Genomic DNA, 15578 nt, shown 5'->3' with positions numbered 1-15578 from the left:
GCAGACCGGCACAGGGCCCGCAGGACACGCGGACCGCGCCGACCTCCCCGACCAAGGCGAAACCCCCGTTCGACGGAGTGGTGACGCATTGGCGTGATCCACCGACGTAAAGAAAAAGGGACACCCATGAATCTGAAGCTGGAAATGATCGTGCTGCCCGTTTCCGACATCGACCAGGCCAAGGCCTTCTACGAGAAGGCCGGCTTCCGCTTGGACGTCGACTACACGGCCAACGAGGAATTCCGGGTCGTGCACTTCACGCCGCCCGGCTCCGAGTGCTCGATCATCTTCGGTGAGGGAATGACCCCCATCACTCCCGGCTCGTTCCAGGGCCTTTACCTCATCGTCTCCGACATCGAGGAGGCGCGTGCGGAGCTCGTCGGCCGTGGCATCGCGGTCAGTGAGATCTTCCACGACGCACGTGGTCTCCTGTACCACGGCCACGAGGGCGGGGACGTCACCCACCGTGGCCCCGGCCAGGAGCGGCTGGCCGGGGTGCACCCCGAGCGCGCCTCCTACGGCTCGTACCTCACCTTCAGCGACCCGGACGGCAACGGTTGGGTGCTCCAGGAGGTCTCGCAGCGCGCCCCCGGCCGCTGACGCCGACCACCCGACGAGCCACCCTTCGAGGGCTGCGACGGGCCGTGTCCGGAACGCGTTGCAGCCGGCCCGGCCCCGGTCGTCGCAGTCCGGACCGAAGACCGGCACCGGAGCGCTGGGGGCACAGGCCTCCGCCGCCCAGCGGTCCGGCCGCCGCAGGGGCACGCCCCGACCGAGCGGCCGGCGATGGATCCGGCCGAGTCATGCAAGGCAAGAAGTGAGAAACGAGTCCGTGAGGAACAGAGCAGTGAAGGACGCAGCAGCGATGGACGAGACCACCCGCACCTACGACGTGATCGTCATCGGCGGGGGGCCGGTCGGCGAGAACGTGGCCGAACGCGCCCGCGCCGCAGGCCTCAGCGCCGTGATCGTGGAGCGCGATCTCCTCGGTGGCGAATGCTCGTTCTGGGCCTGCGACCCGAGCAAGGCGCTGCTGCGGCCGGTGGTGGCACACGCCGACGCTCGCCGCGTACCCGGGCTGCGCCAGGCCGTGAACGGGCCGCTGGACGTGGATGCGGTCCTCGCGCACCGCGACAAGATGTCCTCGTACTGGAAGGACGAGGACCAGGTTGCCTGGCTGGACTCGGTCTCCGTCGACCTGATACGCGGCCATGGCCGTCTCACCGGCCCCCAGCAGGTGGCCGTGCAGACCCCCGAGGGCGACACCGTCACCCTGACCGCCCGGCACGCCGTCGTCGTCTCCACCGGCACCCGCGCCGCCCTGCCCCCCATCCCGGGACTGGACACCGTCGGCCCCTGGACCAGCCGCGAGGCCACCAGCGCCGACAAGGTCCCCGGCCGCCTCGCCGTCGTCGGAGGCGGTGTGGTCGCCGTCGAGATGGCCACCGCCTGGCAGGCCCTCGGCTCCGAGGTCACCATGCTCGTCCTCGAGAACGGACTGCTCGAGAGGATGGAACCGTTCGCCGGTGAGCTGGTCGCCGACGGACTGCGCGAAGCAGGCGTCGACATCCGCTTCAACACCACGGTCGCCTCCCTGGCCCGCGAGGACGGCGAGGTGCGGATCACCCTCACCGACGGCACACAGCTGGCCGCGGACGAGATCCTGCTCGCCACCGGCCGAGCCCCGCAGACCCGCGACATCGGCCTGGAGACCGTCGGCCTCACCCCCGGGGACTGGCTGACCGTCGACGACACCTTCCAGGTCACCGGCATCGACGGCGGCTGGCTCTACGCCGTCGGCGACGTCAACCGCCGCGCTCTGATGACACATCAGGGCAAGTACCAGGCCAGGATCGCCGGCACCGTGATCGGCGCGCGCGCCAAGAACGAGGCGATCGACGACACCCCGTGGGGCACTCATGTCGCCACCGCCGACCACGCGGCCGTCCCCCAGGTCGTTTTCACCACCCCCGAGGTCGCCTCCGTCGGCCTGACCAGCCGTGAGATCGAACAGAGCGGGCGCCGGATCAAGGTCGTCGACTACGATCTCGCCCACGTCGCGGGCGCGCACCAGTACGGAGAGGACTACCGCGGCCACGCCCGCATGCTCATCGACACTGACCGCGACACCGTCGTCGGCGTCACCTTCGCCGGCCCCGGCGTCGGGGAACTGGTGCACTCGGCCACCATCGCGGTCGTCGGCGAAGTCCCCCTCGACCGACTCTGGCACGTCGTCCCCGCCTTCCCCACCCTTGGCGAGATCTGGCTCCGGTTCCTGGAGACCCACCGAGGCCGATAAGGCGCCATGGGAGGAGCCCTGCCTCGCGCCGACCGTCATCGACGAGTTCGCCGGGCAGTGGTTCGCGAGGCACCCGTTGGCCTGCGGGCATGCGCGGATCTCGCGCGGGACCGGCGCTGACCGTGATCGGTCGACTGTTCCACGTTTCGTACACGGTGGCGGGCACGTGGCGGCTGCTGAAGCGACATGGCTGGTCGCGGCAGCAGCCCACCCGCCGGGCGATCGAGCGCGACGATGCGGCGGTTGAGCTGTGGAAGAAGGAGGTCTGGCCACGGGTAAGGGATGTGCGGCGGCGTGTAACGGCTGGACCCTCTTCGAAGATGAGGCCGGCCGGTCGATGACGCCGACGCGCTCTCGAACCTGGGGGCGGATCGGCCGGACCCCCGTCGTCCGGGTTCGCGGCCGGGGCTCCGGACGGGTGTCGATGGCGGGTATGACCTGCTACAAGCCGGGCGAGCGGTCAGCCTCCACCTGACTGCCGGGATGCGGGAGTTCATCGCCGCGAATGCCGCCTGGCTCACCGTCTTCCAGCTCCCACCTACGCGCCGGACCTGAAGCCGCGGGAGGGCATCTGGCCGCTGGTCAAACGCGACATCGGCAACCTCGCCGCAGCCGACCTGGGCCAGATCACCAGGGCCGTGAAGCGCAGGCTCAAGCAGATCCGGTATCGCCCGGAATTCGTCGACAGCTGCCTTGCGGGCACCGGCCTCATCACGGACGACTGAGCGGCGCTGGAGATTCGTCAGTCGACGAAGTACCGGTCGTAGACGGCGGAGCGCTCCTCCACTGAGAAGCCCTCGAATTCACCGTCTGTCTCGAGCTCGCGCAGTCGATCCAGTGCCGCCGTCGCAGAAGGTGCACGGTTGGCCGAGAGGTGGGCCTTCGTCGCGTCGAGCCCGTGCCCAAGCAGGAATTCGATGTCGATCGAGCACGCTGCGTCGAAGCTGGCTTGCTTCGCACTCCAGATCAGGAGCACGTCGTCGAGGTCGCCACTGGTGAACAGCTGGAAGCAGCAGAGCCTCATCAGCTCAGTGTCGCCCGTGCCCTGAGCGCGTCGCTCACGCGCCGTGTGCTCACTGAGGAGTGCACGGATCTCGTCGAGGTCCGCGCCGACGGGGCGAATCCCGTAGCGGCGCAAGCTTTCCTGTTCATCCATCGCTGGCTCCTTGATCGTCCGGCCCGGCCCGTCGCCTATCGGCCCCGCCCATCGCCGTTCGGTCGGACGACGGCCCCTCTGCCGGTCACAGTATGCACACCGAGGGCCGGCCCACGTGGGTCGGCGGCCACCGGCGCAGGTGACCTATGGCCCACGCCACCCGACATCACCCAATCAAGTTGAGTAGCTGCAGCGTCCAAAGCCCCGTCGCCCCACGTTCGCCGCTGACGGCCGCGAGCCGTTCCCAGGTCGGGCTGCCGCGATATCCAGGAGGCCCTGCGAGGAAACACCGCAGGTCGGCGGGCGGGAGTCAGTCGGCATGGGCGAGGCGGGCGATGAACGGGCAGCAGCCTTCACAGCGGATCGGCGGGACCTGGTAGGTCGGACACTTTCGCCGAGGACCCTGCGACCTTCATCGCAGCGCTGCGCGACAGAGCGCCGAGACACGGGGACGGCTTTTCGGCGGCGAAGGACGTGGCGGCGTTCTCGTTCACCACGACGACTGGATGGCAAAGTGCCTCGAGGAGAGCACGGGACTGCTCGACGTGCACCGGCTTCGCCAAGTGTGGAACCCCATACGGGAGTTGCCGTGCACGGGTGCCGACATGATGAGCCACGGTGACCTGATTCCCGGCAATGTCCTGGTGACGGGAGACCGGCTGAGCGGCGTACTGGACACCGGTGGCTTCGGTCCGGCCGACCCTGCGCTGGATCTGGACAGCGGATGTCGACCACCGCGGCAGGCACGCGAGGCCGGCGCTGTTCGACAGCCGGACCCTGTCGCCACACGACCAGGTCCTGATCGACCCTCCGACCTACCCGCACGCGAGGGCCACGTTCACCGAGGTACGGGCTCGCAGACAACGGCCACCTCGTCACCGCATCGATCCTCGCAACAGTCCCGGGCATGCCCGTGGATCACGCCCGCGCACCGGGGAGCCCATGAGTCCCGGCAGCGTCAAGGTCAAAGCCGTCGAGCGTAGTGGGTTTGGGCGACACTGAGCCCAGCGAGAAGGGCCGCAGCCTCCATGCGACAGGCGTCGGCCTTCGCTGCTTCGCCCATGCCCGCGTGAAAATCGGCCAGCGCACCCAGCGTGCGTGCCTGCCACTGCAGGTCGCCGAGTTGGCGGAAGGCGGCGAGGCTGTCCTCGTAGTGCGTCACGGCTTCCTGGCTCCGGCCCATGCTCTGATGGAGGGTTCCGATGGCGCTCAGAATACGAGCGAGGCCGCGCCTGTCATTGAAGGTCCGCATCACGTCCGCGGCGGCCTCGTACAGCGCGAGCGCCCGGTCGTACTGTTCCTGCTCGCGGTAGACGTCCCCCGTGATGCGCAGCGTCCAGCCCAGGCCTCGTCGTTCGCCGATCTGCTCGAAGACCTCCCGTGACTGCTGGAGCAGCGCCAGGGCCGTGTCCATGGCTCCGACGTCGATCTCCAGATCGGCGCGCATCTGGAACACCCAGCCGCGAGTCCGCTGGATCCCGTGCTCCTCCGCGACGGTCAGTGCGCGCGCCAGGTAGACGCGGGCCTGGTCGTGTTCGCCGCGCACCCGATACAGCCATCCGAGGTTGGAAAGGCAGTCGGCGGTGCCCGCCAGTTCGCCGATGCCCTCGAAGATCGCCAGGGCGTCGAGACCGTGCTGCTCGGCCTCGGGCAGTCGTCCCTGGAGCCGCCGGAGCACGGCCAGGTCGCGGAGACTGACGGCCACTCCCAGCTCGTCGCCCTCGGCCCGGCACGCCTCCAGTACCGGGACCTGGGTCTTCTCCCAGTCGCTCCACAGCGCGTGGTTGTCCTGGTACGCCGCGAGCAGGCTCGCCAGCTCCCATGCCGCTGAGGTCATGCCGGCGTTCAGCGCCTCAGGGACCGCGCACATCAGGAACTCGTACTCCGCCGCCAGTTGTTGGAGAGCGTCCGGTTCCGTTTCCGGAGTACCGTTCTCGGTCGGCGCCGACCAGCGGGGGAACCGGGCGGTCTGACGGTAACTGCCCGGCGCCACGCGACGCTCGGCGCGCTCCGCAAGGTGCAGGCAGAGACCGACGACCCTGCCGAGTGCCGCTCGGCGCTCCTCCCCACCGAGCTCCTCACCGGTGAGGAGCTCGACGGCGTAGTCGCGTACGAGGTCGTGATAGCGGTACACGGACTCGCCGGCGGCGTCATGCCCCAACCACTCGAGCAACTGGTCCTCGGTGAGTTCGTCCATGCTCTGCTCTGCCTGCGTCCGTGAACAGTCCATGGCCGCCTGCAACGGCAGAACGGAGAACGACGGCGCGTTGCACAGGGCGAGGAGCAAGAACGCCCGCTGATTGACGGCGGGCTGCGCGTTGTAGCCGACCGTGATGCCGGTCCGTACGTCGAGGCTCCCTGCCCGCAGTTCCGCGAGTCGGCGGTGCTGGCCGGCCAGTCGACGGGCGAAGTTCTCGAGCGGCCAGCCGGGGCGTCCGGCCAGGCGAGCGCCGGCGATCCGTACCGCCAGTGGGAGAAGGCCGCAGGCGCGCACGATCTCTGAGGCCGCCTCCGGTTCCGCGGCCACCCGAGAATAGCCCGCAAGCCTACCCAACAGTTCAACGGCCTGGTCGTGTTCGAGCACACTCAGCTCGAACGACACACCGCCGTCCAAGCCGGACAGCCGGGGCCTGCTGGTCACGATGACCAGTGATGTCGCCGTGCCGGGGAGCAGCGGCTGGACCTGTGCCTCGTCCCTCGCGTTGTCCAGCACGATCAGCAACCGAAGGCCCGCTGTTCGCGACCGGAACAGCCTCATGCGGTCGTCGAGATCCTCCGGGATCGCACCGGAGTCGACCCCCAGGTCGCGCAGCAGCATCGCCAGGACGTCGGCCGGTGCCCGTGGAGTCGTACCCGACGCGCCGCGCAGGTCGACGTACATCTGCCCGTCGGGGAAATCGCCGGCCAGTTCATGCCCGAGCCGCACGGCCAGCGCGGTCTTCCCGACGCCTCCGCGACCCGACAGCATCACCAAGCTCAACCGGCCAGACTGTTCCGCACCCGCACCGCGTCGCCCGGCACGGCGACCCCACCGTTGCCGGCGCCCGGACCCCAGAACCAGCCCTCGGACGTGCCTGACCAGCTCCGCTCTCCCGATGAAGTACTCCGTCATTGCGGGAAGTTGGCGTATCCCACTGGGCACCACGTGATCAAGAGCTCCGCCGACGGCTCCGTCGCTCTGAAGCACAGTGGTCGCCCAGAGGCTCAACGCGGAACCCAGGGTCCCGACGGCGGCGCCCACGCCGATCACCCACGGCTGCGGCGACTGCACCGCGTTGAGACCTGCGGCGCAGGCGGCCGCGATCACCCAGGCGCCGACAAGCGTGACGGTACGTGTGTGACGTGACGTCATGGACGCCTCCCCCTACTGAACTGGCCACAGGCCACGGTCTCGTTGCGGCACCACGTTCGTGGATCCCGGATGTCGCTGATGTCGCTCCGGGCGTGCCGGCACCCCGTCAGAGCAGGCCCCTGATCGCAGCACACCCTGATCACGGGCTTTCCTCTCGCCTCCTCGCCACGAACACGGTCCAGCCCTTCGCGTCCCGCCACGGTCCGGCGCCGCCGCCGAAGGCCCGCGCCGCCTCCTCACTCAGTGCGTCTGTCATCCGACCATGCCGGGCTGTCCCCCGCTCCAACCCGTAGAACACGAGCAGCGACGCGGCGAGTGCCGCCAGCGGCTCGGGCTCGTGGAACACCAACTCCCCCCGGTACTCAGTCTCCTCGACGTCGCCGTAGGCGTCCTTCAGCAGCGGGCGCAGGTTCTCGGAGTCCACGCGCGGAAAGGACGGTACGGGTATGCCTTCGCTGCTGCAGCGGCTGCGCACGAGTCGGGCCAACCGGGGGGTCGCTTCCATCATGTTGACCACGGCGATGAAGGCCCCGCCCGGACGCACTACCCGCCGGGACTCCGCCAGCGCCTTCCCCAGGTCGGCCACGTGATAGAGCATGTGCCGCTCCAGCAAACAGTCTGCCGATGCGTCGCGCAGCGGCAGCGCGCACGCGTCCCCTCGCACCACCTCGACGCCATCCACACGCGTCCGGACGACCGCCGCTGCAGACCGGTCCACCCCTACCAGCTTCCCGGCGTGTCCCTCCCGGGCCCATCGCCGTAGCAGGTCCCCGGTGCCGCAGCCGACATCCACCACCGTGCCCCGCGGTCCCGCCCACCGGCGTGCCAGTGCCAGCGTCGCTTCCTCCACGTCATCAACAGGTTCGCTGTACGCCCCGTGTATGGCGCGCCGGGTCTGCAAGGCACCCAGATCCGCATACTCGTGCTCGATGAGGTTCAAGTAATCCCCCAGACGACCCGCACATCCCCGCACCCCGCCATTTGCCGATGACCCTTCGCCTCTGCCGTTCGCCCTTCGCTCTTCGCCCTTGCCCTTCGGTCGACGCGCGACAGCAGGAAGCCATAATGCCCATTCCCGCCCCCTCGCATGCCCCAGAGCCTCTCTGTAATTGCGCGACGCTCGAATTGTGATCAGGCGAAGTCGACGCGTCGGCCGGCGCGCCTTGCGTGTGACCGACTGGACCCGTAGCTGCCGATCTCCGGGCTCACCGCCTGGCAGGCCGCCCTGTGCGGCCACGCCCACCTGGTCACCGGCCAGAGCGTGCTCACCCACGGCGCCGCGGGCGGCGTCGGCTCCCTCGCCGTACAGCCGGCTCGCGAGGCCGGCGCCCGCGACACCGCCTCGGCCCGGGCGCGGACTCCTGTCACCGAAAACTGATCGGGATCCTGCCGTAGGTACCGCTCGGGCTCGACGTCGCCCGTCGCCCGGCACCCGGCACCCGGAGCGGCACCCGGAGCGGCAGCGGGAGCGGGAGCGGGAGGTCACGCGGGACGTGGGTGCCGCAGGGGGGCGGCCCGGGTACCCGGTGTGGGGTTGCGTGCCTACGCGGTCTCGGCGAGATCGAGGCGGACACGTGGTGTGTGTCACAGATCGGAGTCCCGTCCGGTCAGTCCTTTAAAAGGTGCAACAGGGACAAAATGACCGACCGGGCTGAATTCGATATGCCGATGCCCCGATGATGCATGCGCCGCTCCACGGCGCCTCTGCCTCCGCATTGGTCGACAGTTGGGTCCCCGAATCGGTTGCTGCACCTCAAACCACTCTGTCGCCGTCAACGAGGACACGAAGTCGATGACCAGCTACGAGAAGACGACGCTCAGTAACACCGTGAGCACGCTGGAGCCGGGCGACGCGGCCAGTGCGATGTTCGACGAGCCAGGGATGGTCGTCGGATGGACTCGGGCCGCCGAGCGGCTGCTCGGATACTCCGCCGAGGAAGTGGTGGGCCGATCTGCCGCGGTGTTGCTGCCGTCCCGCAGGGAAGCGTCGGAGATATCAGAGTTCGTCGAACAGCTTCATATACGAAATGGCTGGTCAGGCAGCACACAATTGCTCCACCGGGACGGCCGGGTCCTCGACGTGAGCCTTCGGGTCTCGATGCTGCGGGGCCGCGACGGAGCAGTCCGGTGGCTGGTGTCCGTGACCGAGGTCGACAAGCTCTCCTGGGAAGCCACCAAGGGATCGGTCCGGGAATCACTGATCAGCCGCGCGCCGATCGGCGTCGCCGTTCGTGACACCCACCTGCGCTGCACCTGGGTGAACGACACGATGGAGAGGCAGGACGGCATTCCCCGTGATCGGCGGCTCGGACGTCGCTTCGGCGATGCCCGGCCCGATGCGGAGGCCACGGACCCCGAGGCGGTGATGCGGCAGGTCCTGCACAGCGGCGCCGCCGGGACCGACGAGTACCAGACCTGGCTGCCGATGAGTCCTGCCCGGGAGCACACGATCACCGTTCTGTATTCATGCCTCCTAGGTGCCGACGGCCAGGCTGTCGGAGTGTGCGCGCTGAGCGTCGACGCCACCGAGAGCCGGCGGGCGCGCGAGCGGTTCGCCATCCTCAGTGAGCGCAGCACCCGCTTGGGCAGAACACAGGACGTGCTGCGGACAAGTCAGGAGCTGGCCGAACTCGCCGTACCCCTGTTCGCCGACTTCGTCGCGGTCGACCTGGAGCAGTCGGTTCTCGGCGAGGCGCCCCCGGAGGGCACCCAGCCCACACCGGATCGCCTCCCCGTCTTCCGGCGTGCCGGGCTGGCCTCCGTCCACCAGGGGATTCCCGAGTCCGCATGGACGCACGGTGAGGTGATCCCCGTGCCCGCGTCCTCGCCCCTCGCCCACGCCCTGCGCACCAGGAGGGCCCGCCTGGAGCCGATCCTGAACACGGCTCCAGGTACCTGGATCGACCACGATCCGGTCAGGGCGCGCAAGATCCGCGAGAACGACATGCATTCGGTCATGGTCGTGCCCATCTGCGTGCGAAACGTTGTGCTGGGCGTGGCATTGTTCGTGCGCACCGAGGACCCGGTGCCGTTCCAGGAGATCGACCTCCTCCTCGCCGAAGAGGTCGTGAGCCGCGCGGCGCTGTCGTTGGACCGCGCCCGCCGGCACACCGCGGCTCTCGAGCTCCAGTGCGACGTGCTCCCTGAGCGTGTGACGAGCAGTGCGGCGATCGAGGCCGTCTCCCGTTACCGGCCCGCCGACATCGACCAGGGCGTCGGCGGTGACTGGGCCGACGTGATCGAGCTGTCCGGCGCTCGCGTGGGTCTCGTCGTCGGCGATGTGGTCGGTCAGGGCGTCAATGCCGCCGTGACCATGGGCCGGCTCCGCACCGCGGTGCACGCGCTGGCCGACATGGAGCTGCCCCCCGATGAACTACTGGCCCATCTGGACGACACGGTCCAACGACTGGCCGAGCAATGCGCCCAGCCTCCCTCTCTGCTCGGTGCCACCTGCCTGTACGCGGTCTACGACCCCGCCACTCGCCGGTGCACCATGGCACGGGCCGGGCACCCCCCGCCTGCGATCATCGATCCGCAGGGCGAGGTGACCTTCGCCGACCTTCCTGCCGGAGTTCCCCTCGGCTTCGGAGCGGACGCGTCTTTCGAGTCCGTGGAGCTGGAACTGCCCGAGGGCAGTCTCCTCGCTCTGTACACCGACGGCCTGATCGAGACGCGCGACCACGACACCGATGCGGGAATGCATCGTCTCGCCACCGCCCTGGCACTCCCGGGCCGCTCGCTCGAGGATCTCTGCACGGGCGCGATGGACATCCTCCCGGACCAGGCGCCCTCGGACGACATCACCCTCCTCCTCGTCCGCACCCGCTCCCTCAACCCGACCAGGGTCGCGTCCTGGACGCTGCCCAGCGATCAGAGCGCCGCCCGTAGCGCCCGGCACCTGGCCGGCCTCCAGCTGGCCGAATGGGGCCTGGAAGACCTTGAGGATCCGACGAAACTGATCGTCAGCGAACTGGTCACCAACGCCGCGCGCCACGGCACCGGCCCGATCGGGCTGCGCTTGATCCAGCATCGGGTCCTGACCTGCGAAGTGTCCGACACGGGCGTCAGCTGCCCTCGCCTGCGTCGCTCGAACTCCGCCGACGAGAACGGCCGCGGCCTGTTCCTCGTCGCTCAGATGTCCCGCAGGTGGGGATCCCGCTCGACATCGAGCGGCAAGGTCGTCTGGGCCGAAGAGGACCTGGATTGCGCGTCCTTAGAGGCACGGCCCCTCGGCACCCGCTCAGCCCTCGCGACAGCCGAGGACGACGCTTCCCGGCCACGAGCATTGTGCGCCCCGGTGAACGGGTCGGCAGGAAAAAGCGGCAACAGCCGACGCTCGTACATGTGATTCCGGTCGCCGTCGGCAGGTACCGCATCGGCAAGCCCTTCCAGGCACCGAGCGGTGACCGAGCAGCACCGATGTCGAACGCCTGCCGGGGCGTTCCTCTGGCTCCTGGCACTCGGTACGAGGCGGCTCCTGGCACTCAGCACGAGGCAGGCCGGGGTGATCGCGCACCGGTCGGCACCGAGATTCCGTGGACCCGCGGCATCGAAGCGCCCCACGCAAGCAGAAGCACTGAGACGTACATCTGATGGGCAGGAACCGTGAGAAGCGCAGTGACGGAACGGCAGATCGATTACGAGGGCATCTTCGACGCGTCACCCAGCGCGATGCTGGTACTCACGCCCGAACTCGTCATTCTGGACGCGAACGCGTCCTATCAGAACTTGGTCGGCCGCTCGCTGCACCAACTGGTCGGCCGGTACGTGTTCGACGCCTTCCCGCAGGACCCCGACAGTCGGGAAGATCTGGAGGCTTCGCTTCGCCGTGTGCTCGAGACCGGTGTCCAAGACGTCGAGGGGCCGATTCGCCACGACGTGGAGGAAGAGGATCGGCCGGGCGTGTTCGCCGAGCGCTACTGGAGCCCGGTCAACGCCCCCGTCCTGGACTCCGAGGGACATATCGCGCTGGTGGTGCACCGTCTGGAGGAGATCACCGACCTCGTCCGCGCCGAGGTCCCTGACTCGGCTCGGCGGCGGCAGATGGAGATCGAACTCTATGCACGGTCCCGAGAACTGCAGCGGGTCAACGAGCGGCTGCGTCAGGCGAACGCCCGAGAGCGGGAGGTGGCCCTCGCGCTTCAGGACGCGATGCTGCCGGCACCGCAACGACTCGCACGGCACGAAGCCGCGGTCCGCTACCGCCCGGCTCTTGACGCCCTGAACGTCTGCGGTGACTGGTACGAGGTGACACAGCTCGCCGACGGGGATTACGCCATCGCGGTCGGCGACGTCGTCGGACACGGTCTGGGAGCGGCAGGAGTGATGGGCCAGCTGCGCAGCGCGCTGAGCGCCGCCATTCGTGTGGTGAACGGCCCGGCAGCCGCACTCGACGGCCTCGACATGTACGCACGTTCCGTCGAAGGGGCCCTGTCCACCACCGCTGTGCAGACGGTGATCGACTGGAGGGAACGCCGCATCACATACAGCAGCGCCGGCCACCCGCCCCCGGCCCTGGTTCACCCGGACGGCACCGTGCGGTTTCTGGACCGAGCAACGGACCCCACGCTGGGAGCCAGTATCGAGCACACGCGCCGCGCGCAGGCCACCACCGGCTATGCCGACGGCTCAGCGCTCGTCCTCTACACCGACGGGCTCATCGAGCGCCGCGGCGAGGACATCGACCAAGGCCTTCAGCGCCTCGCCGAGCTCCTCGCACGCCACCGCGAGGACGACGCCGAGGACTTGGCGGAGGCGCTCATCGACCTCAGCGAGGCCACCGATGACACAGCAGTGGTCGTCGTCCGCCTCTGACCTCTGTTCCACCCGCCCGGGTGCGCCCTGCGCAACGTCCGCTGTGGCTCGGCGTCCGCGGACTGCATGACGCCGCCCGGCAGTTCCACGTCGTATGAAGATCGATCGAAGGGACTCACACCATGTCGAATCCTGCGGCACTGGACTTCACCGGCCGAGTCGTGATCGTGACCGGCGCGGGCTCGGGTATCGGTCGTTCGATCGCCATGTCCTTTGCGGACGCAGGTGCAGCCGTTCTCGGAACCGGTCGTAATGAGCAAGCTCTCGCCGAGTTGGCCGACGGACATCGCTCGATCGAGACGATCTACTGCGACATCACGGAGGAGGAAGCTCCCCAGACGATCGTTCGTGCCGCCGTGGACCGCTGGGGTCGCCTGGACATCCTGGTCAACAATGCCGGGGTCTTCATGTCGATGCCGTTGCGGGATGTGAAGTACGACCGCATCAAACAGATATTCGATACGAATGTCACCGCGCCCAGCCTGCTCGCCGGCGCCGCCCTGCCGCACTTGCAGACGTCCCGGGGATCGATCGTCAACATCGCGAGCACCTTCGGACACCGTCCTCTCGCGGCCGCGAGTCACTACGGTGCGTCGAAGGCGGCGATCGAGCATCTGACCCGAAGCTGGGCACTCGAGCTGGCACCGGAGGGCATCCGGGTCAACGCGGTCGCTCCGGGCCCGGTCGAGACCGGCGCCCTGTCGTCTTCCGGCCTCTCCCCGGCCGAAGTCCAGCAGATCAAGGAAGCCGAAGCCGCCCGCATCCCGCTGGGGCGCCGCGGCAGGCCGGAGGAGATCGCCGCGTGGGTCCTACGGCTCGCCGATCCCGCCGTCGAGTGGGTCACCGGTCAGGTCCTCACCGTTGACGGTGGCCTGGAAAATACCTGACGCACCCTCAGGCAACGGGGCTGACACCCCCGGAGGTCGACGCGAGCGCCGGCGCCGCTGAGGCGTTGCGGTTTGTGCCACAGGATGAGATCGAGCGCCTTGCGGTGAACGTCATGGAGCAGGGTCGCCAACTGGTCGGCATGCTCGGCGGGGCCGTCCTCGCGCGCACCTGACGGACGTCCAGATCGCGGAATTCGTGGCTCGGGTGTACGTCGGCCGCCTGGCCGGGGACGACCTGACACCTGACCGACGCCTCGCCCCACCCCGGGCGCGGAGTGAAGATCCCCTCCATGGAGTGGGGGGCTCAGCGCATCATGCTGGACGTGCTGCGTCGGCCCCGAGGACCGGAACAGAGTCGCCGGGAAGGCGACTCCCTCCGGTGGCTGGGGTCAGCGAGCCTGATCGGTGGGGCGGATCAGGATCTCGTTGACCGCCACGTGGTCGGGCTGGGTCACCGCGTACAGGACGGCGGCGGCGATGTCCTCCGGCTGGAGGGTCCTCATGGAGTCGGCCATGCTCTTGGCCATGGCCCGGATGGCTGGATCGGTGATGTGGCCGGCCAACTCCGTCGAGGTGAAGCCGGGTTCGACGACCACGACCCGGACGCCCTGCTCGGTGACCTCCTGCCGGAGCGACTCCGCGAAGGCGGTGACACCGAACTTGGTGGCCGAGTACACGCCGCTCGCGGCCGTCGCCGTACGACCCGACGTCGAAGAGACCTGCACCACGGCCCCCTTGCGTTCCAGCAGGTGAGGCAGCGCGGCGTGAACCGCGTACATCGAGCCCAGCAGGTTGGTCTCGACCATGCGTGTCCACTCTGCGGTGTCCGCGTCGAGGATCGGGCCGCTGAGCATCACGCCCGCGTTGTTGACCAGGATGTCCAGGCCCCCGAACCGCTCGACGGTCGCCGCCACCGCGTCCCGCACCGACGCCTGGTCGGTAACGTCCAGATCGAGGGTGAGCATCTCGCCGGGGATGTCCCGCGCGAGATCCTTCAGCCGGTCGGCCCGCCGAGCCCCGGCCGCGACCAGGGCGCCGGCCCTCGAAAGCGCCACAGCCGTGGCACGGCCGATACCCGAGGACGCGCCGGTGACGAGGACGACCTTGCCTTCCAGAGTGCCGCTCACGTTGTTCTCCCAGGAGTTGGTGTGCGTGGTTCGCGACCCGGAATCCGAAGGTGACCGCCGGGTCATCTTGAGCGTAACAGCTAACCTGACCACCCGGTCACGTTGATGGTAGGCTCCACACCTGGGAGGAGGCAGGGATGAGCGGGACGAAGGCCACTCCGGGCCAGCGGGCGGACATGGTGCGCAACCGGCGCTTGCTGCTCACGGCCGCCACGGCGGCGTTCGCCGAGAACGGCGTGGACGTGCCGATCGGCGAGATCGCCCAGCGAGCCGGCCTCGCCAAGGGCACGGTGTTCCGGCACTTCGCCTCGAAGGAGGACCTCCTCGCGGCGATCATGCTCCAGATGCTCGACCAGCTCATCGGTTCGGCCGACCGCCTTCTCGGGGCCGAGGATCCCGCGGCGGCGCTGCGGGAGTTCATGAGCGACGGAGTCGAGGTGCTCGCCGCCGACCGTGCGTTCTGCGAGGTGATCGGCCGCCCGTCACTCCAGCACGCCGAGGTCCGGGACCGCATCGCCCTGCTCTGCGACGCGGCCGAGGCGCTCACGGCCCGGGCGCGCGAGCAAGGTGCGGTGCGCGGCGACATCACCGGCACGGACGTCGTCCTGCTGCTCGGCGGAATCCACCAGACGGCGGCGCCTCTGCTGGCCGTGCAGCCACAGGCATGGCGCCGCTACCTCGCACTGGCCCTCGACGGGCTGGTGGCCACCGGCGCCGAGCCCCTGCCGGAACCGCCGCCCGAACGCCTGGAGATCACCGAGCCCGCGCCCCAGCCGTAGGTCGCGCAGAACACGCCACTCGGTCCCGGTGGGACTCAACACAGGACCGCCGTACGGCTTGAACCGGGCAGCGGGAGACGACTGGCGCTCGAGAGACGCAAACCCCTGAGATGGCGCAAGGCGACCTCTCCTGCCGCCGTCCCTCTATGTCGTACACGGCGCCC

The 15578-nt window shown here is 69.1% G+C and carries 10 protein-coding genes and 3 pseudogenes; 9 read left to right on the top strand and 4 right to left on the bottom strand.

Annotation, left to right across the window (positions count from 1 at the left end; all coding sequences use genetic code 11):
* The first annotated feature begins 126 nt into the window (after positions 1 to 126).
* The 3 genes and pseudogenes from ACWCPM_RS07695 to ACWCPM_RS07685 all read left to right on the top strand — a co-directional run.
* Entirely contained in the window at positions 127 to 600 is a 474-nt protein-coding gene (locus tag ACWCPM_RS07695) for a VOC family protein (RefSeq protein WP_450975220.1), read from the top strand.
* 265 nt (positions 601 to 865) lie between these two features.
* Positions 866 to 2299, top strand: a complete 1434-nt coding sequence (locus ACWCPM_RS07690; protein WP_450975273.1) for a dihydrolipoyl dehydrogenase family protein — start codon at positions 866 to 868, stop codon at positions 2297 to 2299.
* A 119-nt stretch (positions 2300 to 2418) separates the two neighbouring features.
* Positions 2419 to 3024: pseudogene (locus ACWCPM_RS07685) on the top strand (winged helix-turn-helix domain-containing protein); the annotation flags it as partial.
* 17 nt (positions 3025 to 3041) lie between these two features.
* Here ACWCPM_RS07685 and ACWCPM_RS07680 read toward each other — a convergent pair.
* Entirely contained in the window at positions 3042 to 3455 is a 414-nt protein-coding gene (locus ACWCPM_RS07680; RefSeq protein WP_450975219.1) for a hypothetical protein, read from the bottom strand.
* Positions 3456 to 3821: 366 nt separating this feature from the next.
* Here ACWCPM_RS07680 and ACWCPM_RS07675 point away from each other — a divergent pair.
* Positions 3822 to 4177, top strand: a pseudogene (locus ACWCPM_RS07675) (phosphotransferase); the annotation flags it as partial.
* Positions 4178 to 4419: 242 nt separating this feature from the next.
* Here the strand turns inward: ACWCPM_RS07675 and ACWCPM_RS07670 are convergent.
* Together ACWCPM_RS07670 and ACWCPM_RS07665 are read right to left on the bottom strand one after the other, a co-directional pair.
* Positions 4420 to 6426, bottom strand: coding sequence for a tetratricopeptide repeat protein (locus tag ACWCPM_RS07670; RefSeq protein WP_450975272.1), 2007 nt, complete (start codon positions 6424 to 6426; stop codon positions 4420 to 4422).
* A 520-nt stretch (positions 6427 to 6946) separates the two neighbouring features.
* Positions 6947 to 7747 carry a class I SAM-dependent methyltransferase gene (locus ACWCPM_RS07665; protein WP_450975218.1) on the bottom strand — a complete coding sequence of 267 codons (801 nt, stop codon included), beginning with the start codon at positions 7745 to 7747 and terminating at the stop codon, positions 6947 to 6949.
* Positions 7748 to 7996: 249 nt separating this feature from the next.
* On the opposite strand from ACWCPM_RS07665, the pseudogene ACWCPM_RS07660 reads away from it, so the two are divergent.
* The 4 genes and pseudogenes from ACWCPM_RS07660 to ACWCPM_RS07645 form a co-directional block, all read left to right on the top strand.
* Positions 7997 to 8161: pseudogene (locus ACWCPM_RS07660) on the top strand (NADP-dependent oxidoreductase); the annotation flags it as partial.
* A 438-nt stretch (positions 8162 to 8599) separates the two neighbouring features.
* On the top strand, positions 8600 to 11155 hold the full coding sequence (locus ACWCPM_RS07655) for a SpoIIE family protein phosphatase (RefSeq protein WP_450975217.1): 2556 nt from the start codon (positions 8600 to 8602) through the stop codon (positions 11153 to 11155).
* A gap of 269 nt (positions 11156 to 11424) precedes the next feature.
* The gene (locus ACWCPM_RS07650) at positions 11425 to 12621 is read left to right on the top strand and encodes a PP2C family protein-serine/threonine phosphatase (RefSeq protein WP_450975216.1); all 1197 of its coding nucleotides are present in this window, start codon (positions 11425 to 11427) and stop codon (positions 12619 to 12621) included.
* Between the two features lie 122 nt (positions 12622 to 12743).
* Positions 12744 to 13508 (top strand): SDR family NAD(P)-dependent oxidoreductase, encoded by a 765-nt coding sequence (locus ACWCPM_RS07645; protein ID WP_450975215.1) that lies wholly within the window; start codon positions 12744 to 12746, stop codon positions 13506 to 13508.
* A 389-nt stretch (positions 13509 to 13897) separates the two neighbouring features.
* Here ACWCPM_RS07645 and ACWCPM_RS07640 read toward each other — a convergent pair whose 3' ends face one another.
* Positions 13898 to 14635 carry an SDR family NAD(P)-dependent oxidoreductase gene (locus ACWCPM_RS07640; protein ID WP_450975214.1) on the bottom strand — a complete coding sequence of 246 codons (738 nt, stop codon included), beginning with the start codon at positions 14633 to 14635 and terminating at the stop codon, positions 13898 to 13900.
* Between the two features lie 137 nt (positions 14636 to 14772).
* Here ACWCPM_RS07640 and ACWCPM_RS07635 point away from each other — a divergent pair, with 137 nt between their 5' ends.
* Positions 14773 to 15414, top strand: a complete 642-nt coding sequence (locus ACWCPM_RS07635; protein ID WP_450975213.1) for a TetR/AcrR family transcriptional regulator — start codon at positions 14773 to 14775, stop codon at positions 15412 to 15414.
* Positions 15415 to 15578 lie beyond the last annotated feature (164 nt).

This window comes from Streptomyces sp. NPDC002309, from assembly GCF_053593375.1.
Note: the sequence above shows the minus strand (reverse complement) of the source record. Positions and strands in the feature narration are given on the sequence as shown.